This is a genomic window from Acidovorax sp. NB1, assembly GCF_005405905.1.
Taxonomy (GTDB): Bacteria; Pseudomonadota; Gammaproteobacteria; order Burkholderiales; family Burkholderiaceae_C; genus Acidovorax.
In genome coordinates this window covers 92,149-116,462 of the sequence record NZ_BJHU01000058.1, presented here as the reverse complement: position 1 = coordinate 116,462, position 24,314 = coordinate 92,149, and the positions used below count along the sequence as shown (strand labels likewise).

Genomic DNA, 24,314 nt, shown 5'->3' with positions numbered 1-24,314 from the left:
TATACCGAGTTTTTAAGCACCCAGACACAAAGACAAAACTTTTCTTCAACCTCTTCGATCACCAGCAGCACAACCCCAAAGAGCATCACCACCAGCTACCGAGCACCGCACCAGACAATCAGATTGCCAAAACAAGTGCTTCAGAAGCGAAGCCCTCGACTATAGCATGGGTTGAAGGGAAGAAGTGAGAGGCTTTGAAAAAATCTCGCACTTCACATCACACTCATCAAACCCGCCACTTCTCCAACAGCTTTTCAGGCCCCAAGCTATCGTAGCCCTCAAACGGCTGATGGATCCAGGGGTTTGTCGGCAAAAACTCCACAGAGTAGTCCGGCGTGAATGTTGACAACCCCTTGGTCCAGATCACGGCACTGCGCAGTTCAGTGATCGGAGCATAGTTGGTCTTGAGCATGTTGATCACTGCATGCAGTGTGTGCCCAGAGTCAGCCAGATCGTCCACCAACAGCACTTTTCCGGCAATCTCACCCTTCGGCGTCGTAATGAAACGTGCGATGTCGAGGTGCCCTTGAACCGTACCCGCCTCGGCGCGGTAGGAGCTGGTAGACATGATGGCCAAAGGCTTATCAAAGATGCGACTCAGGATGTCACCAGGACGCAGACCACCACGGGCAAGACACAAAATCGTGTCGAATGCCCACCCCGACTGGTGCACCTTGAGAGCCAGTTTCTCGATGAGGCTGTGGTACTCGTCGTAGCTGACATAGAGGTGTTTTCCGTCTTCGGTCAACATGGAATGGCTCCTGAATAGGTGGTGGCGGTTAAGACAACAGAGGCAAGGTAACCCAGCGGGTCAGCTGGCGACATAGGGGTGACGCATCATGATCGTGTGGTCGCGATCTGGGCTGGTCGAAATCATGTCGATGGGAACACCCGTCACCTGCTCAATACGCTCCAGGTAGCGGCGAGCGCTTTCTGGCAGCTTTGCGTAGTCGGTCACACCCACAGTGGATTCGCTCCAACCTGGCAGCGTCTCGTAGATGGGAGTGCAACGAGCAATGTCTTCCGCGCCCATGGGCAGCAAGTCAATGCGTTCGCCATCCAGCTCGTAGCCGGTGCACAACAACAGCTCGGTCAATCCATCAAGCACATCCAGCTTGGTAATGCACAGACCCGAAAGACCATTGACCTGGGCACTGCGCTTGAGCAGCGCTGCATCGAACCAACCACAACGGCGGCTGCGGCCCGTGGTCACGCCCTTTTCAGCACCCACCGTGCTCATGTGATAGCCAGGGGTTCCTGGCACTTCCCAATCCAGCTCCGTTGGGAAAGGTCCACCACCCACCCGCGTGCAGTATGCCTTGGTAATGCCAAGGATGTAGTGCAGCATGCCCGGCCCCACGCCCGAGCCTGCGGCCGCATTCCCCGCCACGCAGTTGCTCGATGTGACATAGGGATAGGTACCGTGGTCCACATCAAGCAGCGTTCCTTGCGCCCCTTCGAACAGCAGATTGGCACCCGCCTGATGAGCGTCATTCAACTCGCGAGAGACATCCGCCATCATGGGCTTGAGCAGTTCAGCATGGCGCATGGCTTCGGCATACACCACATCAAACTGCACCTTGCCATCCTGGATGTAAGGCCGGAGCGCATCGCCAAAGACGAATTTGGCAGACCCCAGATAGCTGGTGAGCACATGGTTGTGCAGATCCAGCAGCTCGCGCAGCTTGGATGCAAAACGTTCGGGGTACTTCAGATCCTGCACGCGCAGCGCGCGGCGCGCGATCTTGTCTTCATAGGCGGGGCCAATGCCACGGCCGGTGGTCCCGATCTTCTCGGTGCCACCTTGCTCCCGCGCAGCCTCACGGGCCACGTCAATCGCGGCGTGGAAAGGCAGGATCAGTGGGCAGGCCTCACTGATTCGCAGGCGCGAACGGACTTCGACACCCGCCTTTTCCAACCCTTCGATTTCTTCGAACAACTTCGCCGCAGACAGCACCACCCCGTTGCCGATGTAGCACTTGACCCCGGGGCGCATGATGCCGCTCGGGATCAGATGCAGCGCTGTCTTCACGCCATTGATCACCAGCGTATGCCCCGCGTTATGCCCCCCCTGGAAACGCACAACGCCTTGCGCGCTTTCCGTCAGCCAATCGACCAACTTGCCTTTGCCTTCGTCGCCCCACTGGGTACCGACCACCACTACGTTGCGACCTTTGGTTGCTTTCATCTCAAACCCAATTCAAATGACAATTGCTCAAACAGCCTGCACGACCCAGCGGCCCGCAACCTGGACCAGCTCACGGTCGCAGTGGAACTCATCCACTTCACTGCCGTGACCCGGCAAAACACAAACGACGGTTTCCCCTGCAGAGCGCAGCTCGGAAATAGCGGCATGCACGTCTGCACCTTCGCCCCAAGGGGCTCGAATGGCTGCTTTCAGGGGACGTGGCGGCACGACACCGACGACCTGTTTGATGTCCAGGCTGAATCCGGCAGCAGGCCGATTGCGCCCAAACACCGCACCGACCTCGTCGTAGCGGCCGCCACGGACCAGTGCATCACTGGCACCACGGGCATAGATCGCAAACCGGGCGCCGCTGTAGTAGGCGTAACCACGCAGATCTGCCAAATCAAACGTGACTGTGGCACCTTCCAAGCGAGCGCCAAGCCACTTCAAGTTTGATAGCACCTCAGGCACACCAGGCACGCGGTGAAGGGCTTTTTCAGCCTCAACCAACACACCAGAATCGCCATACAGCTGAAGCAGTGCCAGGAAACCCTCCCGCGATGCTGCGGGGAAGTCACGGGTCAGAGCCCTCAGTTCCTGAGCATCCTTGGCAGCCAGTGCTGCATGGATCGCACTGAGCAATTGCGGACCCACAGTAAGGCCAGCGAGAAGGCTGCGGACGATGCGAACATCCGCCAGGTCAACGGTGGTGTCACGAACCTCCGCAACACGCAGGCATTCACGGGCCAGCTGCAACGCTTCCAGATCAGCCTCAGCCCCCGGGTGGCCGTAAATCTCGGCACCAAATTGCAGAGGCTCACGGGTCGCATGGGGGCGGTCGGGGCGCGTATGCAGCACGGGGCCGCAATAGCACAGACGCGTGACCCCTTTGCGATTGAGCAGGTGGGCATCAATGCGGGCGACCTGGGGGGTTGTATCCGCCCGCAGCCCCATGGAGCGGCCTGACAACTGATCGACCAGCTTGAAAGTCTGGAGGTCCAGTGCTTCGCCTGTGCCGGTCAAGAGCGACTCAAGGTGCTCCATCAACGGCGGCATGACCAGCTCATAGCCATAACAGCGGGCTGTATCAAGCAGCCCGCGACGCAATTCTTCGATGTGCCGGGCTTCGGACGGCAAGACATCGGCAATGTGATCCGGAAGGACCCAAGCAGACATGGAGAAAAGGGGAGGCTGTTAAAACCGTGATTCTACCGGCACCTGTCGAAGGCACCCAAGGAATCTCTAGCGGCGCCAGATGACAAGCGTTAGAGCCAGAGCATCAGCAGGCCTGCAATGATGGCCAAAAACGCGAAAAAACGAATCTGACCATCTTGCAGGTGCGCAATCTGCTGGACTGTGCGTCGCCAGGTTTGTGGCGAGAAGAAGGGCAACAAACCTTCAATCACCAGGACCAGCGCCAACGCCGTCCAGAGACTTTCCCACGTCATGCAGCAACCCGGTGCCCGCGCAGACTACTTGCGTGGAGCCGCCTGGGCTGCGGCAGGCGTACCGCCACGGAAAACCTTGAAAAAATCAGACGAAGATGGATCCAGCACCATGACATCGCTTTTCTTACTGAAGCTGGATTTGTAGGCATCCAGACTGCGATAGAACTGCGCGAACTGCGGATCACGCCCAAAAGCCTCTGCATAAATGCGCGCAGCCTCGGCATCGCCCTCGCCCTTTACCTTCTGTGCATCTCGGTAGGCATTGGCAATAGCGATCTCGCGCTGACGGTCCGCATCAGCCCGGATTTTTTCCCCTTCGGCAGCTCCGGTAGAACGCAACTCGTTGGCCACTCGCTTGCGCTCAGCCTCCATGCGCCGATACACCGACTCCGTAATGGCTTCCACGTAGTCCACCCGGGTAATCCGAACGTCCACCACGTCCACACCCCAAGGCTTGGCTCCGCGCACCGTGTCGAGCACTTCACGCTTTACATCCGCCATCAAGGCCTCGCGTTTTACGGACAGCAGCTCCTTGACGGTGCGCTTGTTGATCTCCTCCTGGAAGGCGTTGCGCACCACGCGGTTGAGTTGCATAGCGCCTGCGCTCTCATCCAGACCCACATTGCGGATGTACTCGGTGGGCTCCGAAATGCGCCAGCGCACATACCAGTCGATCACCACACGCTGCTTCTCGGCGGTCAGCATGGGCTCGGTATCCGTGCTGTCCAGCGTCAGCAGACGCTTGTCGATGTATGTCACGTTCTGGAACGGCGGGGGCAGCTTGAAATTCAGGCCAGGCTCGGTAATCACCTCTTTGATCTGGCCCAGCGCATAGAGAACACCAAACTGCCGCTGGTCCACCACAAAAAGCATCGAGCTCATGAGAGCAAGCACCACCAGAATAGTGGACGCAATAAATCCGACTCTGTTCACGAACGGCTCCTAGCGAGATTCACGGTCACGGGTGCGGTTGGAGTCTCGCGCCCGGGGGTCATTGGAGAAATTGGCCGCAGGTGCCGCTGGCACCGCAGCAGGTGCAGCATTAGCGACAGGAGCATCCAGCGCAACCCCACCACTGGCCACGTTTTGCATGATCTTGTCGAGCGGCAGATACAGCAGATTGGAGCCTTGGCGAGACTCCACCAGGACCTTGGTCACATTGCCATAGATCTGTTGCATGGTGTCCAGGTACATGCGGTCCCGCGTGACCTGAGGAGCCTTCTGGTACTCGGCCAGCACCGAGGAAAACCGCTGTGCGTCACCTTGGGCCTGGGCCACGATGCGCGCCTTGTAAGCTGCAGCCTCTTCGTTCAGGCGCGAGGCTGAACCCACCGCGCGCGGCACGACGTCGTTGGCGTAAGCCTGCGCTTCGTTCTTGGCACGCTCACGCTCCTGCCCCGCTTTCAGAACATCATCAAACGATGCCTGCACCTGTTCGGGCGGGCGCACTCCGCCCTGCTGCAGATTGATACCTACTACCTCGACACCCACCTTGTAGCGATCGAGAATGGTCTGCATCAACGCGCGAACCCTGGGAGCAATCTGGTCGCGCTCTTCGGCCAAGGCCGTATCCATGCGCATCTTGCCCACCACTTCCCGCACCGCCGTCTCGGCAGCCTGAACTACTGCATCCGATGGATTCTTGCTCTCAAACAACCAGGCCCGCGCATCGCTCAAACGGTATTGCACGGCGAACTTGATTTCGACGATGTTCTCGTCTTCCGTGAGCATGGCGGATTCCCGCAGGCCCGTGCTCTTGATGACGGTATCGCGACCCACATCCGCAGAACGGATCTGGGTCACAAAAACCAGCTCGTGGCGCTCGATCGGGTAAGGCAGGCGCCAGTTGAAACCAGCCCCGACAGTGCTCTTGTACTTGCCAAACTGGGTGATAACAGCCTGCTGACCTTCCTGGACGATGAAGAAGCCCGTCCCCATCCAGATCACAAAAACAATGCCTGCGATCAGACCAACACCAACCCCGGCGCTCTTCATGTCGGGCTGAAACCCGCCGCCCGTTCCACCGCCATTGCCGGGACCGCGCGATCCGCCGTTCTTGCCACCAAACAGGCCACCCAACTTGCGATTCAGGTCGCGCCAGAGCTCATCCAGATCCGGCGGCTGCTGGCCGTTGCCAGGTCGCTGGTCGCCTCCCCGAGGCCCATTCTGGGACGAACCCGGCCGGTCGTCAGGACGCCCCCCCTCTTCCGATTTGTCCTCACCACGACCCCAGCGGGGATCATTCAGATTGAACATGCCCCGAATACGTTCTGGCAACGAAGCCCAGCGTAGGGTGCGATTTTGGAAATTCATGCGCAAAGTCTCTGGTTCTCGGATGGGGTCAGTCAATCCGTCATTGTGCCCAATCAAGGCATTGCATCTGGCAATTCAACGGCATCACCTGGGGTCATGTCCAAATGTGTGTCCAGCAAGCGGCTAGAAAGCGCATGGCGCAAGTTGTCAAGCCCTTCGCCCGAACGCGCACTCACGAACAACCGGGACAAGAGATGCCCAGCCACCTCGTATTGATCCTGCAGATCGGACGGGCGTCGCTCCTCGGTCAACGCATCCAGCTTGTTGAACACCAGAATCTGCGGGATGTCGGCAGCGCCAATTTCCTGCAGAACACGCTCGACCTGCGCCATCTGCTCGGGGAAGTCCGCATTGGAGGCATCCACCACGTGCAGCAGCAGGTCTGCATCAATCGCCTCCTGCAAGGTGGCCTGAAAGGCATCCACCAGCCCGTGCGGGAGATCGCGGATAAAACCCACCGTGTCGGACAAGGAGACCGACCTGCCCGCGTCAGCCAGATACAGCTGGCGGGTTGTGGTGTCGAGTGTTGCAAACAACTGATCGGCCGCATAGGCGCGTGCCTTGACCAGAGCGTTGAACAACGTGGACTTGCCCGCGTTGGTATAGCCAACCAGCGAGATATTGAAGGTGTCTCGCCGCTCACGCTGCCTGCGCTGCGTGGACCGCTGGCGCTTGACCTTGACGAGGCGCTCGCGCGTGCGCTTGATGGCATCGCCAATCATGCGCCGGTCCAGCTCAATCTGCTTTTCACCAGGACCGCCACGGGCACCAATCCCGCCAGTCTGGCGCTCCAGATGCGACCAGCGCCGCACCAGGCGGGTGCTCACATATTGCAGTTTGGCAAGTTCAACCTGCAACTTTCCTTCGTGGCTGCGCGCACGCTGGGCAAAAATTTCGAGGATGAGCAGCGTGCGGTCATTGACCGGCAGCTCAATGTGGCGTTCGAGATTGCGTTGCTGGGCCGGGCTCAGGGACTGGTCAAACAGCACTTCCACGGCGCCATGCATCTGGGCAAGGGCACGAATTTCATCGGCCTTCCCGCTGCCTATGAACAGGGCTGCGTCTGGCGCCTTGCGCTTGCAGGTGATGCGAGCCACAGGCTGCATGCCCGCAGTTTGGGCCAACAGGCCCAACTCTTCCAGCTCGCCATCGAAGTGGGGCAGACCGAAGTCCACCCCGACCAGCAATACCGGAGCGGCGCCTGCCTGAAGGGGCGTAGCCGAACTCAAAGTAGGCCGCCCTTGTGTACCACCTGACTCAGAAACGAAAACCGGCTAGCAAACGGCAACCATTCAAGGGTTGCTGCTGTCGGCATCAGGGGTATCTGCTGTGGAGAAATTGACCGCACGACCCGGGACGATGGTCGAGATCGCATGCTTGTAGACCATCTGGGTCACCGTGTTGCGCAGCAACACCACGTATTGGTCAAACGATTCGATCTGCCCCTGCAGCTTGATGCCGTTCACCAAATAAATGGAGACTGGCACATGCTCCCGACGCAGGGCGTTGAGGAAGGGATCTTGCAAAAGCTGGCCTTTATTGCTCACGATATTCTCCGTGTTCAAAAATGTTGTTGTAAACCAGCACCTTACCACAGCCAGGGCCCCACCCGGACAGGTTCGGGCATGGCCCTTCTCCACTCGCGACTTTGTCCTAACCCTCGTCCTTGTCGGCAAATGGGTTGTGGGATGTCTTCATCTCGATCCTGAGCGGCGTGCCCACCAGATCAAACTCTTTCCGGAAACGCCCTTCCAGAAAGCGCTTGTAGGCGTCCGTCACATGCTCCAGCGAGTTTCCGTGGATCACGATCACCGGCGGATTCATGCCCCCCTGGTGCGCATACCGCATCTTGGGGCGGAACATGCCCGCCCGCTTCGGGCTCTGGAACTGAACAGCCTCCAGAAGCAAGCGTGTGAGCACTGGCGTGGACATCTTGCAAGTCGCCGCCCGGTGGGCTTGGGCGATGGAGGTCCAGAGCGGCCCCAGGCCCTGGCGCTTCTTGGCCGAGATGAAATGCATGGAGGCGAATTTCAGGAACGCCAGCCGCGTCTCAATGGAGCGCTCCAGTTGCTGGCGCTGGTAGTCATCCACCGCATCCCATTTATTCACCGCCACCACCACAGCACGGCCACTCTCCAGGATGTACCCCGCGATGTGCGCGTCCTGGTCTGTGACCCCCTGGGTGGCATCCAGCAGGAGCAGCACCACGTTCGCCGACTCAATCGCCTGAAGCGTTTTGACCACCGAGAACTTCTCGATCGCCTCGAACACCTTGCCCTTGCGCCGCAAGCCGGCGGTGTCCACCAGCTCAAACCGCTGGCCATTGCGCTCAAACGGTACCGTGATCGCATCACGGGTGGTTCCCGGCATGTCGAACGCAACCAGCCGCTCTTCGCCCAGCCAGGTGTTGATCAGGGTGGATTTGCCTACGTTGGGGCGGCCCGCCACTGCGAGTTTGATGACGCTCTTGTCGGCTGCGGCATCCGACTCTTCGGGGTCGGGCAGATGCAGCGGCTCCAGCGCCAGATCCACAAGACCGCGGATCCCCTGGCCATGCGCTGCGGACACGGGATAGACCTCGCCCAGCCCCAGCTCATAGAACTCAGCCAGTTGAACGCCCTGCACCATGCCTTCGGCCTTGTTGGCCACCAGCACGCAGGGTTTGCCCAGGCGGCGCAGGTAGTTGGCAATGTCGTGGTCTTGCGCGGACAGGCCCGCACGGGCATCGACCACAAAAACGACTACGTCGGCCTCGGCCACCGCCTGCTGGGTTTGCTTGGCCATCTCGCGGTAAATACCGCTCGAAGCGTCGGGCTCGAAGCCCCCCGTGTCGATGACGATGTACTCGTGCTTGCCCTGCTTGCCATTGCCGTAATGCCGGTCACGCGTGAGCCCGGCAAAGTCGGCCACGATCGCGTCGCGGGACTTGGTCAGACGGTTGAAAAGCGTGGATTTGCCGACATTCGGACGCCCCACGAGGGCGATAACTGGCTTCATTGAATACAACCGATCAATCTGGACGGAATCCGTAAATACTGCCGTTGCGGGTCACGACCACCAAGGTGTCGGCAGCCACTGCGGGTGCCGCCGCAATGCCAGACCCATCTGTGGCAATGCGGTTGAGGGGAGCGCCATCGGTTCGGGACAACAGATGGACCACACCCGTGCTGTCGCCAATCACCACCGAGCGCCCCAGCAACAGCGGCGCCGTCAGCTTGCGATGCTTGAGCCGGTCACTGCCCCACAGGCGCGAACCATCGCTTCGGCGCCATGCGGCCACCGTGCCATTGCTTTCGACGCCAAAAAGTGCATCCGCATCGCCATGGACGCCTTCGGCGCCGCTGGCAGGCTGCGTCCATACGACGGAGCCCCGGGCCGTGTTCACACAGCCCACGGCCGCCTGGAACGAGCGCGCGCACACGCTGTCACCCACCCGGCTGGTGCGCCCCACCAGCTCAACAAGGCGTTCCACATCATTGGTTCCCCGCGCACTGGCCAGAGGGGCCTCCCAACGCACGCTGCCGTTGTCAGGGTTCAGGCCCACCAGGCGACCTGACAGACCGACCACCAGGGTGTCCCCCACGGCCAGCAGCACGCCCGCCTGCCGCAGCACCAGGGGTTCGCCGGGGCGCTGTTGCGCCCACAGGCGCCGCCCTGTGGTGGCGTCATACGCGGAGACCGAACGGTCTGCCGACAAAACAAAAACGCGCCCACCAGCCACCAGCGGCGGCGTAAACACCTGGGCGGCCAAGGTTTCACGCCAGCGCTCGCGGCCAGAATCCAGCACGATCAGGGCATTGCTGCGCGAGACCACGGCTGCCGACTTGCCATCGCTGCCGACAGCCGCCGACAGCGGCTCGCCCAACGCAGTGCGCCAGACATCCCCCCCCGTGCGCGCATCGATCGCAGCCACCACGCCATCCGAGGACGCTACGGTCACCACATTGCCCGCAGCGTGCACCTCCAGGGGCAGGCCGGCAACGTTGCCCACGCGGGCCGTCCAGGCCTGCCGCACCCCCAGGACCGCCACATTGGCACCCAGATCGGCGGGCACAGGCTTCGCGCTGCCACCGCCGCTCCACAGCGAGCAGCCCGCCAAAGACGCAGCCAACACCACCAACGCAGTGCCACGCAGGAAAGAAGAGCGGCCAGACACCGCATGTGGAGTCAATGTCATGTTTACTTGGTTTCTACGGAGGAAGCAGCCGCAGCCACGGTTGCCGCTTGGGGCGAAACACCCAGCGCATTCAGCTTGATCTCGACCAGGCGACGGTACTCGACGCCCTCTTCAAGGCCCTTGTAGGCCTTGGTGTATTCGGTGATCGCTTCCTGGCGCTTCTCCTGCAAAAGCAGGACGTCGCCCTTGCGGTCCGCAGCAATCGATGCAAATTCGGGCGGGAAGCTGTCGGACACTTGCTTGAGTGCCTCGTCATAGTTTTTCTGGTCCATCAGCACGCTGGCCAGACGCAGCTTCGCCAGCGCCTTGAGGCCATCATCCGACGACTTCTCAGCCACCCAACCCAGCGCGTCCTTGGCGGCATCGGCATTGCCGGTGTCCTGCATGGCCTTGGCAAAAGTCAACCCAGCCTGGCCCGCCTGCGTGGTGCCGGCGTACTTGGACTTCAGGTCGCCAAAAGCTTGTTCCAGGCGCGTCTTGTCACCCGAACGGGCTGCCACATCCACCGCGTCATAGAGTGCCGCGGCCTGGGTGGCCTGCCGGTTCTGCCAATACTGGTAGCCATTCCAGGCGGCAGCGCCGCCAGCCACCACCAGCACCACGGCGCTGATGAGGGTGCCCCAGGTGTTCCAAAAATGCTTGAGCTGGTCAAGCTGCTCTTGTTCTTCTAGATCGAGATGATTGGCCATAGAAATCAGCGGTTCTGTATTCGGATTAAGCGTTGGATTGTAGGGTGGCGGCCCATTGCGCCACATCGGCCAGGGCGTGCTCGGCCTGGGCGCCGCCGCCATCGCGCAAGGCCTTGACGGTAACCTGGCCGCGTGCGAGCTCGTCCTCACCGAAGATGAGCGCATGGCGCGCGCCGCTGGCGTCGGCCTTCTTGAACTGCGACTTCATGCTGCCCGCACCCTCGGCACCGCCCGCATGCTGCACCACGTTCAGCCCGGCGGTGCGCAGCGCCTCCAGCGTGGTGATAACGGGGGCCAGCGGCGTGCCGGGGGGCACGATGGCGTAGACATCTGCTGCAGCGGAAGGCATGGGCAGGTCCAGTTCATCGGCCAGCAGCAGCAAGCGTTCGATGCCGAGGCCAAAGCCCACGGCTGGCGCGCTCTTGCCGCCCAGTTGCTCGATCAGGCCGTCATAACGACCACCGCCACACACGGTGCCCTGAGAGCCGAGCTGGTCGGTCACCCACTCGAACACCGTGAGGTTGTAGTAGTCCATGCCGCGCACCAGGCGAGGGTTCACGCGGTACTCCAGCCCCACAGCCTCCAGCACGGCGCGCACGGCGTCGAAGTGGGCGCGCGAGGCGTCGCCCAGGAAGTCCATGAGCTTTGGCGCCGCCTCGATCAATGTCTGCATCGCCGGGTTCTTGCTGTCCAGGATGCGCAGCGGGTTGCTGTGCAGGCGGCGACGGGCTTCTTCGTCCAGCTGGTCCTGGTGCTGCTCGAAATAGCGGATCAACGCCTCACGGTGCTCGCGGCGCTCGGCGGGTTGGCCCAGGCTGTTGATTTCCAGCCGCACGTGCTCGCCTTCCACCAGGCCCAGCTCGCGCCACAGCGCGCGGGCGACAAGGATGATTTCCGCATCCACATCCGGCCCGGCAAAACCCAGCGCCTCCACGTCCAGCTGATTGAACTGGCGGTAGCGCCCCTTTTGCGGGCGCTCGTGGCGGAACATCGGACCCTGGGTCCACACGCGCAGCGGACCGTTGTAGAGCGCGTTGTGCTCGACCATGGCGCGCACGATGCCGGCCGTGGCCTCGGGGCGCAAGGTGAGCTTGTCGCCATTCATCGAATCGGTGAAGGAATACATCTCCTTCTCCACGATGTCCGTCACTTCACCCAACCCGCGCACGAACAGCGCCGTGGGCTCGACGATGGGTGTCAGCAGATATTGGTAGCCATAGCTGGCAAGCACCTTGCGCACCGCTGCCTCGAACCACTGCCAGCGCGCTGACGTCGGCAGCTTCTCGGTGCGCGGCACCGAGGCGGGCAGGATGTCGTTCATGCCTTTGACGGCGCTCAGCTTCTGCACTTTGCTCACTGCGGTATTTTCCTGGTACTTTTTTTGAACTAAATCAGGCCCTACCGCCTGATAGATATACGCTGATAGCTATTAATTTTATAGCAATCAATGACGCCCGTAGCGACGCTCGACATACTGCTCGACGAGGGCATGGAACTCTTCTGCAATGCGCTCGCCGCGCAGCGTCAGGGCCTTTTCGCCATCAATGAACACAGGCGCCGCCGGGGCTTCGCCTGTGCCGGGCAGGCTGATGCCGATGTCGGCATGTTTGCTCTCGCCAGGGCCGTTGACGATGCAGCCCATCACGGCCACCTTCATGCCCTCCACCCCCGGATAGCGCACACGCCACACGGGCATTTGCGCACGCAGGTAGTCGTCGATCTGCTTGGCCAGTTCCTGGAAAGTGGTGCTGGTGGTGCGGCCACACCCCGGGCAGGCCGTCACGCTGGGCACAAACACACGCAGGCCCAGCGACTGCAGGATCTCGGACGCGACCACCACCTCTTGTGTGCGCGCCTCGCCCGGCTGGGGCGTGAGCGATACGCGAATGGTGTCGCCAATGCCCTCCTGCAGCAGGATGCCCAACGCCGTGCTGGAAGCCACGGTGCCTTTGGTGCCCATGCCCGCCTCAGTAAGCCCCAGGTGCAGCGCATAGTCGCAGCGGCGCGCAAGCTCGCGGTACACAGCGATCAGGTCCTGCACACCACTGACCTTGCACGACAGGATGATCTGGTCCCCGCTCAGGCCCATGGATTCAGCCAGCCGGGCCGATTCGATGGCCGACGTGATCAGCGCCTCGTACATCACCTGGCGCGCCTCCCAGGGCTGCGCGCGCTGGCTGTTGGCATCCATCAGGCTAGCAAGCAGATCCTGGTCCAGGCTGCCCCAGTTCACACCGATGCGCACCGCCTTGTTCCAGCGCATGGCCGCCTCGATCATCTGGCCGAACTGCTTGTCCTTCTTGTCGCCCTTGCCCACGTTGCCCGGGTTGATCCGGTACTTGGAGAGCGCCTGCGCGCAGTCGGGAAACTCCGTCAGCAGACGGTGACCGTTGTAGTGGAAATCGCCCACCAGGGGCACGCTCTCGCCCATCCGGTCCAACTGCTCACGGATGTAGGGCACTGCGGCGGCAGCCTCAGGGGTGTTGACGGTGATCCGGACAAACTCCGAACCCGCCTGGGCCAGTTCCTTGACCTGGATTGCGGTGCCGATGGCATCCACGGTGTCCGTGTTGGTCATGGACTGCACACGCACCGGCGCATCGCCGCCTACAGTGACGATCCGCGAGCCCCAGGTAATTTTGGCCTGGCGCGAACGGCGGGGCAAAGGGGCAGCGACCGCAACAGGGCCAAAATCACGCAAAGGGTTTTGCACGTTACTTCACCTCGAAACGAGCGACGTTCTCGCGCGACACGGCGGCCAGGTCAAATGGCTTGCCACGCACCGTCACCTCCGTCGCATCGGCACGCCCCACCACCACCGCGAGCGGAGGTTGGGCCGACACTGACACGGACTCCCCTGCAGCCAGGTTGCGCTGCAAGGCCAAAGCGCCGGTGGCGTCTTTCACTTGGACCCAGGATTCGCTGCGGGCACGCAACACCAGAGTACCCGTCGGCGTGTCGGCTGCCGAAGCGGGCGCACTGGCAACCAGCGCAGGCACTGATGCCGGGGCAGCCACGGGCGCGGGTGCAGGAGCAATCAGTGGCGCTGCTGGGGCCGCCGTCACGACCGGAACGACTACAGAAGGTGCAGCGGCTGGCGCAGAAGTGGGCTCGGGAAGCCGCCCCGCCACCATGGGCGCTGCTGCGGCCACTGGTGCATCCGCAACACCAGACGGCACAGCGTCCGGCGGTGTTGCAACAGGCGCAGACGCAGTGCTGGAGGCCGCGCGGTCTTCGCCCCGAGGGAGAAAGTACAAGGCCAGAGCTCCCACCAGCAGGGCCAGCACCACAAACCCCACGGACCGCGACGCAGACCCGCCCCCGGCGAACGAGGAAGAGGACACAGGGGATTTGGCCGCACTGCCCTTGACCGGGGCATTGATGCCGGCGCTGTCCGCCGCCAGGCTCGGACTCGGGCTTTGGGGCAACAGGGCCAGAACGGGGGCCGCATCCACCTTGAGTGCCCGGCACACACTGGAGGCCAGGGCCCGCACGAACACGGTGTCGGGCAGCACCGTGAAGTTATCGGCTTCCAGCGCCTCCAGCTTGCTGACTGGCACCTTCAGCGCCACAGCCAGGGCCGCAATATGCATTCCAGATGCGAGACGGGCCTCCCTGAGCAAACCACCCGCTGTCAAACCACTCTCCACAACCTCACTCATTGAAAGCCCCGCGTTCGTAAGCACCCAACTCCCGCGAATCCGGGAACCGCTTGCGCAACTGGACCGCCAGCTGCCGCATTGCCACAGAGTCGCCCAAGGCGCGCTCCACCTTTATGCCCAGCCACAACGATTCGGAGTTGGCAAACTCGCTGTTGTTGAGGCGCCGGATGTAAAACTGCGACCGGGTCAGCTCGTTGCGCCGCAGCAGCAGCGAGGCCAGCTGGTACGCCACCACCGGGTTGGCAGCATCCATTTCGTAGGCCTTCAGAAACGACTGCTCCGCCTCGACAAGCTGGCCCGCCCGGGACTGGCACAGGCCACGCGCCATCAGGGTCTTGCCACGCGCCATGTAGGTCGGATTGGCAATCGCACGGCCAAAATACTGGTCTGCGTCTGCATATTTCTGCTGCTGGCACAACAGCCAGCCGTAGTTGTGCAGCACATTGGCATCATTGCTCCGCAACGCCAAAGCACGCCGAAAACTGTCGTCGGCCTGCGCCAGGTCATTCAGGCGCATGAAGATCAGGCCGCGCAGGTTGAATGCATCTGCGTAGGAGGGGTCGGCAGCAAGGGCCTGCTTGACTTCATCCAGCGCCACGGCAGTCTGGCCCATTTCAAAATAGTTGGCCGCCAGCTCCAGCCGGATACGGGCACGGCGGCGGGATTCAGGCTCGTCCGAAGGCGTCACCACATCAGCCTCTGCGTCAACCCGGGTGGCCGCGTTGTTGGCCGCACATCCTTGCAGTGCCGCGATGCAAACCAGTGCACTGCATGCCGCGAGTGTCCAGCGGCCAAAATGCTGCCAGCGTCCAACCAATCCCGCCATGTAGAGCCTCCTTGAAGTTTGCCGATCGCCTGCTGATCAAGTCACCGGTTTGAGCACGATTGTGCGCTGCTTTGCCATGCGTTCCGCCGCACGGGTGCGGTCCTTGACATCGCCCGCCAATTGCCCACAGGCCGCATCAATATCATCGCCCCGGGTCTTGCGCACCGTTGTGACAATACCGGCATCGCTCAAGACCTTGGAAAAAGCGAGGACCTGATTCTGCGCTGACCGCAAGAGACCCGATGCGGGAAACGGATTGAAGGGAATCAGGTTGAATTTGCAACGCACCCCGGAACGCTTGACCAGCTCGATGAGCTGCTGCGCATGCTCCAGCTGATCGTTGACGCCATCCAGCATGCAGTATTCGAACGTAATGAAGTCACGCGGCGCATGGGCGAGGTAGCGGCCACAGGCTTCCAGCAACTCTTGAATCGGGTACTTGCGGTTGAGCGGCACCAGGTTGTCGCGCAGAGGATCGTTTGGCGCATGCAACGACACGGCCAAAGCCACCGGGCAATCCTGCGAGAGCCGGTCCATCATGGGGACAACCCCCGAGGTGGACACCGTCACCCGCCGCCGCGACAGGCCGTAGCCATGATCGTCCAGCATCACGCGCAGGGCCGGCACCAAGGCCGCGTAGTTCTGCAGCGGCTCGCCCATGCCCATCATGACCACATTGGAGATCACGCGGTCTTCGGTGCCAAAGCGCTGGCGCAAAGAATGTTCGGCAAACCACAGTTGGGCCAGGATCTCGCCCGTGGTCAGGTTGCGGCTGAAACCCTGATGCCCTGTGGAGCAAAAACGGCATCCCACGGCACATCCAGCCTGGGATGAAACGCAGAGGGTTCCGCGGTCATCCTCGGGAATGAACACAGCCTCGACCGCGTTGCCATCCCCCACATCAAACAGCCACTTCACCGTGCCGTCTGCCGAGACATGCTCGGAAACGACAGGCAGGGCCTCGACCTTGGCACATCCCTTGAGCTTGTCGCGCAAGGCCTTGGCCAGGTCGCTCATGGCGTCGAAATTGCTCGCGCCACGCTGGTGAATCCAGCGGAACAGCTGGGTCGCACGAAAACGTTTCTCGCCCAGCTGCTCGCAGAAGGCTGCAAGGCCGTCGAGGTCAAATTCCAGCAGGTTGGTAGTCATTGCGCCGACCTTCCGAAGGGCCGGGCGCAACCGTCCCCATGGCGCAGACATCCCACAGTTGCGGGAACAGGCATGGGGATCACCATATCAACGCGAGTAGATGTTCAGGCCGGGGAAGAAGAAGGCCACTTCAACAGCAGCCGTTTCGGCGGCGTCGGAACCGTGCACAGCGTTGGCATCGATGCTGTCAGCGAAGTCGGCGCGGATGGTGCCGGCTTCTGCCTTCTTTGGGTCGGTGGCGCCCATCAGTTCGCGGTTCTTCAGGATCGCGTTTTCGCCTTCCAGGGCCTGGATCATCACCGGGCCGGAGATCATGAAGTCCACCAGGTCCTTGAAGAACGGACGTGCCTTGTGCACGCCGTAGAACTGCTCGGCTTCCAGGCGCGACAGGTGCACCATGCGGGCAGCCACAACCTTCAGGCCAGCGGCTTCGAAGCGGGCGTAGATCTGGCCGATCACGTTCTTGGCCACTGCGTCAGGCTTGATGATGGAGAGAGTGCGTTCGATAGCCATGTTGATTTTCCTGAATGAATAATGTTGCTGTGATTCGTTTGTCCACCGGACAAAGCCCTCGATTCTAACCGTGGAAGCCTGAGGCTGGATCAACGCCCGCCACCGCCACGGCGGGGGCCACCGCCGCCAGGGCGGCGTTTGTCCTGGCGGTGCCGCGACAGACTGTCCACACCGATGTAGCCCACGGATGTTTTCATGGGATCGGGCTGGGCAGCGCCGCGCTGGCGGTCACCCCCCGCAGCATTGTTGCCACGCCCCCCCTGCCCTTGCCCGCCGCCGTCACGCCGAGGCTTCTGCCCACGGGGCCCCGCCCCGCCGCCGCCCTGGGACATGTCGCGGCGCGGACCGTCGCCCGCCCGGGGGCCGCCACGACCACGGTTGCGCGCATTGCCATTGCCGCCGCGCCCACCCGCCCCGGGGCCGGCTTCTGCACGGCCTTCGCCCGATTCCGGGCGACCCGCACCCGCTGCCTGAACGAGGGCCCGGATATCGCTGTCGTCCAGCTCCAGCCAGGCGCCTCGCTTGAGGCCCCGAGGCAGCACCATGGCGCCGTAGCGGATGCGGATGAGTCGGCTCACCGCGTGGCCCACCGACTCCATCATGCGGCGCACTTCACGGTTACGCCCCTCAGAAATGGTGACCCGGTACCAGCAGTTGGAACCTTCGCCGCCGCCGTCTTCGATGGAGCCAAACGACGCCATGCCGTCGTCCAGGCGCACACCGTCCAGCAGCTTCTGCTTTTCTTCGTTGCTGAGCGCGCCCAACACACGCACAGCGTACTCGCGCTCCAGACCAAACCGGGGGTGCATGAGCTTATTGGCCAGCTCGCCCGAGCTGGTGAACAGCAACAGCCCTTCGGTGTTCAAGTCCAGCCGCCCCACGGACTGCCACTTGCCCTGCATCAGCCGGGGCAGCTTGCGAAAGACAGTCGGCCGGTTTTGCGGATCGTCATGCGTGACCACCTCGCCCACGGGCTTGTGGTACGCGATCACCCGGGCTGGCGGGGGATCAATGCGGTAGCGGATGGGCTTGCCATTGACCTTGACCTGGTCCCCGAACTGGATGCGCTGGCCAATATGGGCCGGCTCATTGTTCACGGAGATGCGCCCCTCCAGGATGAGCTGCTCCATTTCCAGCCGCGAGCCCAGCCCCGCCTGGGCCAGCACCTTGTGGAGCTTGGGCGTTTCCACCTGGGGCAGCAACACCCGCTTGGCGGGAGCCACATCGGCCGATGCGTCGTCCTGATCAAAACGGCCCGAGACCACATCTTCAAATTGATAGCCCTCGACCGCTGGCACGGGCTTGCGCTTGTCGCGGCCCATGCCTTCGGCGCGGGGAGCACGCCCCGAGGATTCGACCCGGGCCGGGCCCTTGGGCTCAGCGCGTGGCGCGGAGCCCTCGACCTCAACGCCCGCTGCGGGCTCCACAGCCACAGGGGCTTCAACCTGAGCCGAAGGCTCCGCGAGCGCCACCACGGCGGGCGCGTCTGCCGACACATCGGAGTCCGCCCCGACCGCATCAACGCCTTCAGCAGAAACCGGCGCAGCCTTCTTGCGTGGCGCGCGCTTGGCAGCAGGCTTTTTCGCTGCAGGAGCCACATCGGCAGCGCCAGCTTCTGGCGTTGCACCCGGATTGTCGGGAGTCGAATCGTTCATCAAGTGTTTCCCTGGACACCCCCCGGGGTGTCCATCTGGTCGTCACGGAGGTCCGTCTCCGTGTCATTAAAAAAATCATCCATAAGCGGCAGATTTCCGCTCACTGCCTCAGAAGAAACGGATACCGGCGGCTGCTCCATAGCAGGCTCCGCAACCACCACCTCGGGCTCCATTACCGGTTCCAGCTCTGGCTCGATCACGCCCTGGGCCGCTGCAGCCATGGCCTCCAGCACGTTCGCATTGCCGGTGGGGTCATCCAGCACCGGCAGTTGGTCCAGCGACTGCAGCCCCATGTCATCCAGGAACTGGCGGGTGGTGGCAAACAATGCAGGACGGCCCACGGTTTCCCGGTGCCCGATGACCTCCACCCAGCCCCGATCCTCCAATTGTTTGATGATCAGACTGTTGACGGTCACACCACGGATATCTTCGATATCCCCCCGCGTCACCGGCTGGCGATACGCAATGATGGCCAGCGTTTCCATGGTGGCCCGCGTGTAGCGCGGAGGCTTTTCTGGGTGCAGCCTGTCGAGGTACTCCCGCATCTCCGGGCGGCTCTGAAAGCGCCAGCCCGTGGCCACCTGCACCAGCTCCACCCCGCGCTGCGCCCAGTCCTGCTGCAGCTCCTGCAGCAGAAGCTTGAGCGTGTCAGACCCCAGCGCATCATTGAAAAGCACCCGCATCTCGCGCGCAGGCACAGGCTGCTGCGCACAGATCAGCGCAGTTTCGAGGACCCTTTTGGCATCCACCGTGTTCATGGTTCAGCGATTCCTGGAAAAAGTGCCACGCGTTGCAACGGGTGTCACATCAACAGCAGGGGGCAATCAAATTGGCGCGCAGTGCGAGGACGTTGGCGCGACGCAAGAGCCCGGCGGGATTCCGTCTTCGGGCAGGGGGCCGATATGGCCTTCAGGGCGCATTGTAGCCCAGCCCCCAGGAAGACAGTGCCTGCTGCATGTCCTCGGGCACCTGCGCATGGAGCTCCAGCGCCTTGCCCGTCACCGGGTGCACAAAGGCCAGGCGGTAGGCGTGCAATGCCTGGCGCTGCAGCCCCCCCGACGGCGCCCCGCCGTACAGACTGTCTGCCACCAGCGGATGCCTGAGCGATGCCATATGCACCCGGATCTGGTGGGTCCGACCCGTGTGCAAGGTGCATTGCACCCAGCAGCCTTGGTCGGTTCCGTCCAGCCAGAGCACGTCGGTGCGAGCCGTCTTGCCCGCATGCAAGGCCAGGTCCACCACCGCCATGCGCAGCCGGTTGCGCGGGTCGCGCCCGATGGGTGCATCGACCGACCGGCTCTTAGGGCCCGTCCAGGCGCCATGGGCGATGGCAAGGTACTGACGCTTGACCTTGCGCTCGGCAATCAGGGCGACCAGCGAATCCATGGTGGCGCGATTCCGGGCCACCACCATGAGGCCACTGGTGTCCTTGTCCAGCCGATGCACGATCCCGGCACGCGGGACCAGCAGGGCTTTTTCGTCCCGGGCCAGCAGGCCATTGAGCAAGGTCCCGCTCCAGTTGCCCGGCGCCGGGTGCACGACCAGACCTGCGGGTTTGTTCACGACCAGGAGATGTTCGTCCTCGTAGACCACATCGATGGCCATGGGCTCTGGGCGGAACGCCTGGCTCTGCAGGGTGGGCCGCATCTCCAGCACCAGCTGGTCACCGGCCTTGACGCGGGCAGAGGCCTTGAGCACCGGCTTGCCATTGAGGCTGACCAGCCCCTGCGCCAGCAACTGCTGCAGATAGCTGCGGGAGAACTCGGGCACCAAGTCCGCCAGCGCCTTGTCCAGCCGGGCGGCATGCTGCGGAGCCGCCACGAGCATGTGGCGCATTTCACTGCTGGCCTCGGCCAGCGCTTCCGACTCCTCGGCGAGCAGATCATCGCCCGCATCGGCGGGCGCCCCGGCCGCTCTGCCATCGCCGCTGTGCGGCAGCTCAGCCACCATCGGGATCAACGCGCCGGCAGGTAGCGCGAAGGGTCCACCGGCTTGCCTTGTCGGCGGATTTCAAAGTGCAGCTTGACGCGGTCTGCGTCGGTGTTGCCCATCTCGGCGATCTTCTGGCCCTTGCGCACGGCCTGGTCTTCCTTGACCAGCAGCGCCTGGTTGTGCGCGTAGGCCGTGAGGAAGGTGTTGTTGTGCTTCAGGATCACCAGGTTGCCATAGCCACGCAGGCCTGCGCCCGCGTAGACCACGCGGCCATCGGCAGCTGCCAGCACAGGCTCGCCCGCCTTGCCTGCAATGTCAAAACCCTTGTTACGCGCCTCGTCGAAGCCTGCAATCAGCGAACCCGAGGCAGGCCAGATGAAGGCCAGGTCGTCCTCTCCCGCAGGTGCCGCTGCAGGCGCCGGTGTGGCGGGCGCCACCGCGACCACGGTAGCGGGGGCCGCCGACGCAGGGGCCTTGGGCGTGCTGGCGGCCGATGTTGCAGGTGCAGGCGCACTGGCAGGTGCCACGGTGGACGAGGTCACGGGCCGCGTCACCACCCCATTGTCGGAGGCCACGGCCGTGGCGGCCACTGCGGCAGTGGGAGGCGCCACACGCAGCACCTGACCCACTTCGATGAGATTGGCGTTTTCAAGGTTGTTCCAGCGGGCGAGGTCTTTCCAGCTCTGGCCGGACTCCAGCCCGATGCGAATCAGGGTATCCCCTGGCTTGACCGTGTAGTAACCCGGCTTGCCTGCGTTCTCGGCCCCGGGCAACGGCTTGATGGGAGCGCCGACCACCACGCCAGGCTGGCCAGCCTGCGCAGGCGCAGAAGAGGTGGAGGTGCCCCGATCTTCCACAGGAGCCTTGTTCAGGCGGGTGCCACAGCCGGAGAGCACCAGCCCCGCCACTGCCACGGTAAACCCCATCACAAGACCACGCGATACGAACATAAGCAATTCCCTTTACGCAATCCCCGATTTTAGGGGGACAAAATGCACCGGCTCGAGCACGTTTTGTTTCAATCCGTGCGGGGTTTTGTCGATCACCAGCAACATCTGCTGCCCGCCCGACAGCGCCATGGGCGCCACCAGCCGCCCCCCCACCGCCAACTGATCGCACCAGGCCTGGGGCACGGCGTCGCCGCCAGCGGCCGCAATGATGGCCGCATACGGCGCCCCTTTGGCATAACCCAGCATGCCGTCGCCAAACAGCAGATGGACATTGGCCAGCCGGAACGGACGCAGGTTGTCGCGGGCCCTGTCGTGCAGGCCACGCAGGCGCTCCAGCGTGTAGACCTCGCGGGCCAGCAGGCTCAACACCGCCGCCTGGTAACCACAGCCCGTGCCGATCTCCAGCACCCGCCCCAAGCCCCCTGCACGAGCCCCTTCGGCGCCCAGCAGCAATTCGCACATGCGTGCCACCACGCTGGGCTTGGAGATGGTCTGGCCCAGCCCGATGGGCAGGCTGGTGTCCTCATAGGCCTGGTTGACCAACGCACTGTCCACAAACCGGTGGCGCTCCACCGCACCCATGGCCTGCAGCACGGCTGGCGACGTGATGCCCCCCGCCGCCAACTTTTGCACCATGCGCGCGCGCACGGCAGCAGAATCGAGCCCCAGCCCCACGGGTGGCGCAGCCACGGCTTGCCGGGCCGCTTGCACGAGGGGCGCAGGCCTGGCGGGCACCGAAGACGCTGACGGCGTCGAGCCCGGCAGCCGGGCCGGAAACCCAGGGCGGCGCTGCATCACACACCCGGGGCGGAACCCGCCCCTACCCCCGCAGCCCACCGGGACGCCGCCTGCGCCCAGATGCCCAGGCTGTCGTGATCGGTCAGGTCCACCTTCAGCGGCGTGATGGAGACATGACCCTGTGCCGTGGCGTGAAAGTCCGTGCCCTCGGCATCGTCCTTGGCAGCGCCCGCCCCGCCAATCCAGTACATGGCCTCGCCCCGTGGGCTCTCCTGCACGATGACACGCTCGGCCGCATGGCGGCGCCCCAGTCGGCACCACTTGGCGGGCCGCAGCGCATCCAGCGGCATGTTGGGGATGTTCACATTCAGCAGCCAAGGGGTCTCGTTCACCAGTTGCTGGCTGCGCATCTGCGCCACGATTTCCCGGGCCTTGGCAGCGGCGGCTTCCAGCTCGCCCCAGCCTTTGTCCACCTGCGAGAAGGCGATGGCCGGGATGCCAAACAGATAGCCCTCCATCGCCGCCCCCACCGTGCCCGAATAGATGGTGTCATCACCCATGTTGGCGCCATTGTTGATGCCCGAGACCACCAAATCGGGCCGGTAGCCCAGCAGCCCGGTCAGCGCGATGTGCACACAGTCGGCCGGGGTGCCATTGACATACCGAAAGCCATTGGCCGCCTTGTGGACGTACAGCGGCGAATGCAGGGTCAGCGCGTTCGACTTGGCGCTGTTGTTGTGCTCAGGCGCGACCACCTCCACCTCCACGCCCTCCAGGGTCTTGAGCGCGTCATGCAGGGCCACGATGCCCGGGGCCTGGTAGCCATCGTCGTTGGAAATCAGAATTTTCATGGTTGCAGCAGAGGTTGCAACGGATTGTAGGTGGGCGCTCCTGCCTGCGCTGCCCCGGCGGGGGCAGGTGGGGTCCGTCGCTCGTGGGACAACAGCCCCCGTGCACCCCGGCCTATCATGCGCCCCAACATTGACAGGAGACTTTTCCATGCACGCTTGGCTTTGCACCAACCCCGTCGGCGTTGACGCCCTGACCTGGACCGAACTGCCCACCCCCACACCCAAGGCGGGCGAGGTGCTCATCGAAATCAAGGCCGCCAGCCTGAACTTCCCCGACCTGCTGATCGTGCAGAACAAGTACCAGATGAAGCCGCCGCTGCCGTTCGTGCCCGGCTCTGAATACGCAGGCGTGGTGGCCGCCGTGGGCGAAGGCGTCACGCACCTCAAGGTCGGCCAGAACGTGGCCTGCCTGTCGGGCACGGGCGGTTTTGGCACCCACACCATTGCACCCGCAGCCCTGTGCATGCCGCTGCCGGATGGTTTTTCGCATGTCGATGCCGCCGCCTTCATCATGATCTACGCCACCTCGTACCATGCGCTGGTGGACCGCGCCCAGCTCAAGGCAGGCGAAACTGTGCTGGTGCTGGGCGCCGCCGGTGGCGTGGGCACGTCGGCCATCCAGATCGCCAAGGCCATGGGCGCGCGCGTGATTGCCGCCGCCTCCAGCGACGAAAAGTGCGCGCTGTGCACCTCCATCGGTGCCGACGCGACCATCAACTACAGCAAGGACAACCTGCGCGATGCCATCAAGGCGCTCACCGACGGCAAAGGCCCCGATGTGATCTATGACCCGGTGGGCGGCGACTTTGCCGAGCCTGCGTTCCGCTCCATCGCCTGGCGCGGCCGCTATCTGGTGGTGGGTTTTGCCTCGGGCCCCATCCCGGCGCTGCCGTTCAACCTGGCGCTGCTCAAGGGCGCGTCCATCGTGGGCGTGTTCTGGGGCGACTTTGCCAAGCGCGAGCCCAAGGCCAACGCCGCCATGATGGGCGAGCTGGCGCAGTGGTATGCCCAGGGCAAGATCAAGCCCGTGATCGACCGCACCATGCCCATGGCCGAGCTGCCCGCCGCCTATGCCCACATGGGCTCGCGCGGCGTGATGGGCAAGCTCGTGATGGTGAACTGAGCCCACCCCGCCCCCGGGGCGGGAAGCGCCCAGTGGCGGCGCCGGGAGGCGCCTGCAGGACCACGCGCCCTGCCCCAAAAAGCCGCGCCCTGTGTCACAC

General features: G+C 63.2%; 25 protein-coding genes. 2 read left to right on the top strand and 23 right to left on the bottom strand.

Annotation, left to right across the window (positions count from 1 at the left end):
• Positions 1-188, top strand: a 188-nt coding sequence (locus AvAM_RS25830; RefSeq protein WP_212742302.1) for a hypothetical protein, incomplete at its 5' end; no start/stop codon positions are given.
• Positions 189-226: 38 nt separating this feature from the next.
• On the opposite strand, the gene AvAM_RS24655 is transcribed toward AvAM_RS25830, so the two are convergent.
• From AvAM_RS24655 to surE, 23 genes are all read right to left on the bottom strand, one after another.
• Entirely contained in the window at positions 227-751 is a 525-nt protein-coding gene (locus AvAM_RS24655; RefSeq protein WP_124512073.1) for a phosphoribosyltransferase, read from the bottom strand.
• A gap of 60 nt (positions 752-811) precedes the next feature.
• The gene (locus tag AvAM_RS24650; RefSeq protein WP_137749538.1) at positions 812-2,188 is read right to left on the bottom strand and encodes an adenylosuccinate synthase; all 1,377 of its coding nucleotides are present in this window, start codon (positions 2,186-2,188) and stop codon (positions 812-814) included.
• Between the two features lie 27 nt (positions 2,189-2,215).
• Positions 2,216-3,364 carry an ATP phosphoribosyltransferase regulatory subunit gene (locus AvAM_RS24645; protein ID WP_137749537.1) on the bottom strand — a complete coding sequence of 383 codons (1,149 nt, stop codon included), beginning with the start codon at positions 3,362-3,364 and terminating at the stop codon, positions 2,216-2,218.
• Positions 3,365-3,453: 89 nt separating this feature from the next.
• Positions 3,454-3,636 (bottom strand): DUF2065 domain-containing protein, encoded by a 183-nt coding sequence (locus AvAM_RS24640; RefSeq protein ID WP_137749536.1) that lies wholly within the window; start codon positions 3,634-3,636, stop codon positions 3,454-3,456.
• Between the two features lie 24 nt (positions 3,637-3,660).
• Positions 3,661-4,569, bottom strand: a complete 909-nt coding sequence (gene hflC / locus AvAM_RS24635; protein WP_137749535.1) for a protease modulator HflC — start codon at positions 4,567-4,569, stop codon at positions 3,661-3,663.
• 9 nt (positions 4,570-4,578) lie between these two features.
• On the bottom strand, positions 4,579-5,949 hold the full coding sequence (hflK, locus tag AvAM_RS24630) for an FtsH protease activity modulator HflK (RefSeq protein WP_137749534.1): 1,371 nt from the start codon (positions 5,947-5,949) through the stop codon (positions 4,579-4,581).
• Positions 5,950-6,002: 53 nt separating this feature from the next.
• Positions 6,003-7,178: a GTPase HflX gene (gene hflX, locus AvAM_RS24625; RefSeq protein ID WP_137749533.1), complete on the bottom strand. Its 1,176-nt coding sequence runs from the start codon at positions 7,176-7,178 to the stop codon at positions 6,003-6,005.
• Between the two features lie 63 nt (positions 7,179-7,241).
• Positions 7,242-7,496, bottom strand: coding sequence for an RNA chaperone Hfq (gene hfq, locus AvAM_RS24620; RefSeq protein ID WP_124512060.1), 255 nt, complete (start codon positions 7,494-7,496; stop codon positions 7,242-7,244).
• Between the two features lie 106 nt (positions 7,497-7,602).
• Positions 7,603-8,946: a ribosome biogenesis GTPase Der gene (gene der, locus AvAM_RS24615; protein WP_137749532.1), complete on the bottom strand. Its 1,344-nt coding sequence runs from the start codon at positions 8,944-8,946 to the stop codon at positions 7,603-7,605.
• 13 nt (positions 8,947-8,959) lie between these two features.
• Positions 8,960-10,126, bottom strand: coding sequence for an outer membrane protein assembly factor BamB (gene bamB / locus AvAM_RS24610; RefSeq protein WP_137749531.1), 1,167 nt, complete (start codon positions 10,124-10,126; stop codon positions 8,960-8,962).
• 2 nt (positions 10,127-10,128) lie between these two features.
• On the bottom strand, positions 10,129-10,815 hold the full coding sequence (locus AvAM_RS24605; protein ID WP_137749547.1) for a tetratricopeptide repeat protein: 687 nt from the start codon (positions 10,813-10,815) through the stop codon (positions 10,129-10,131).
• A 25-nt stretch (positions 10,816-10,840) separates the two neighbouring features.
• On the bottom strand, positions 10,841-12,136 hold the full coding sequence (gene hisS, locus AvAM_RS24600) for a histidine--tRNA ligase (RefSeq protein ID WP_137749546.1): 1,296 nt from the start codon (positions 12,134-12,136) through the stop codon (positions 10,841-10,843).
• Between the two features lie 123 nt (positions 12,137-12,259).
• Positions 12,260-13,516 carry a flavodoxin-dependent (E)-4-hydroxy-3-methylbut-2-enyl-diphosphate synthase gene (gene ispG / locus AvAM_RS24595; RefSeq protein WP_137749545.1) on the bottom strand — a complete coding sequence of 419 codons (1,257 nt, stop codon included), beginning with the start codon at positions 13,514-13,516 and terminating at the stop codon, positions 12,260-12,262.
• A 13-nt stretch (positions 13,517-13,529) separates the two neighbouring features.
• Positions 13,530-14,477, bottom strand: coding sequence for a RodZ domain-containing protein (locus AvAM_RS24590; protein ID WP_137749530.1), 948 nt, complete (start codon positions 14,475-14,477; stop codon positions 13,530-13,532).
• The gene (gene pilW, locus AvAM_RS24585) at positions 14,470-15,303 is read right to left on the bottom strand and encodes a type IV pilus biogenesis/stability protein PilW (protein ID WP_137749529.1); all 834 of its coding nucleotides are present in this window, start codon (positions 15,301-15,303) and stop codon (positions 14,470-14,472) included. Before pilW ends, AvAM_RS24590 begins: the two co-directional genes overlap by 8 nt.
• A 36-nt stretch (positions 15,304-15,339) precedes the next feature.
• Complete coding sequence (rlmN, locus tag AvAM_RS24580; protein ID WP_137749528.1) at positions 15,340-16,452, bottom strand: 23S rRNA (adenine(2503)-C(2))-methyltransferase RlmN; 1,113 nt, start codon at positions 16,450-16,452, stop codon at positions 15,340-15,342.
• Positions 16,453-16,539: 87 nt separating this feature from the next.
• Positions 16,540-16,965 carry a nucleoside-diphosphate kinase gene (ndk, locus tag AvAM_RS24575; protein WP_124512046.1) on the bottom strand — a complete coding sequence of 142 codons (426 nt, stop codon included), beginning with the start codon at positions 16,963-16,965 and terminating at the stop codon, positions 16,540-16,542.
• An 89-nt stretch (positions 16,966-17,054) separates the two neighbouring features.
• On the bottom strand, positions 17,055-18,620 hold the full coding sequence (locus AvAM_RS24570) for a pseudouridine synthase (protein WP_137749527.1): 1,566 nt from the start codon (positions 18,618-18,620) through the stop codon (positions 17,055-17,057).
• Entirely contained in the window at positions 18,620-19,378 is a 759-nt protein-coding gene (gene scpB / locus AvAM_RS24565; RefSeq protein WP_137749526.1) for an SMC-Scp complex subunit ScpB, read from the bottom strand. The genes AvAM_RS24570 and scpB overlap by 1 nt, the downstream gene beginning before the upstream one ends.
• Before the next feature lie 151 nt (positions 19,379-19,529).
• Positions 19,530-20,570 carry an RluA family pseudouridine synthase gene (locus AvAM_RS24560; RefSeq protein WP_137749525.1) on the bottom strand — a complete coding sequence of 347 codons (1,041 nt, stop codon included), beginning with the start codon at positions 20,568-20,570 and terminating at the stop codon, positions 19,530-19,532.
• 5 nt (positions 20,571-20,575) lie between these two features.
• Positions 20,576-21,502, bottom strand: coding sequence for a peptidoglycan DD-metalloendopeptidase family protein (locus AvAM_RS24555; RefSeq protein ID WP_137749524.1), 927 nt, complete (start codon positions 21,500-21,502; stop codon positions 20,576-20,578).
• Between the two features lie 12 nt (positions 21,503-21,514).
• Positions 21,515-22,297: a protein-L-isoaspartate(D-aspartate) O-methyltransferase gene (locus AvAM_RS24550; protein WP_137749523.1), complete on the bottom strand. Its 783-nt coding sequence runs from the start codon at positions 22,295-22,297 to the stop codon at positions 21,515-21,517.
• Complete coding sequence (gene surE, locus AvAM_RS24545; RefSeq protein ID WP_137749522.1) at positions 22,297-23,091, bottom strand: 5'/3'-nucleotidase SurE; 795 nt, start codon at positions 23,089-23,091, stop codon at positions 22,297-22,299. The genes AvAM_RS24550 and surE overlap by 1 nt, the downstream gene beginning before the upstream one ends.
• A 148-nt stretch (positions 23,092-23,239) precedes the next feature.
• Here surE and AvAM_RS24540 point away from each other — a divergent pair, with 148 nt between their 5' ends.
• Complete coding sequence (locus AvAM_RS24540; RefSeq protein WP_137749521.1) at positions 23,240-24,214, top strand: NADPH:quinone oxidoreductase family protein; 975 nt, start codon at positions 23,240-23,242, stop codon at positions 24,212-24,214.
• Positions 24,215-24,314: the final 100 nt, after the last annotated feature.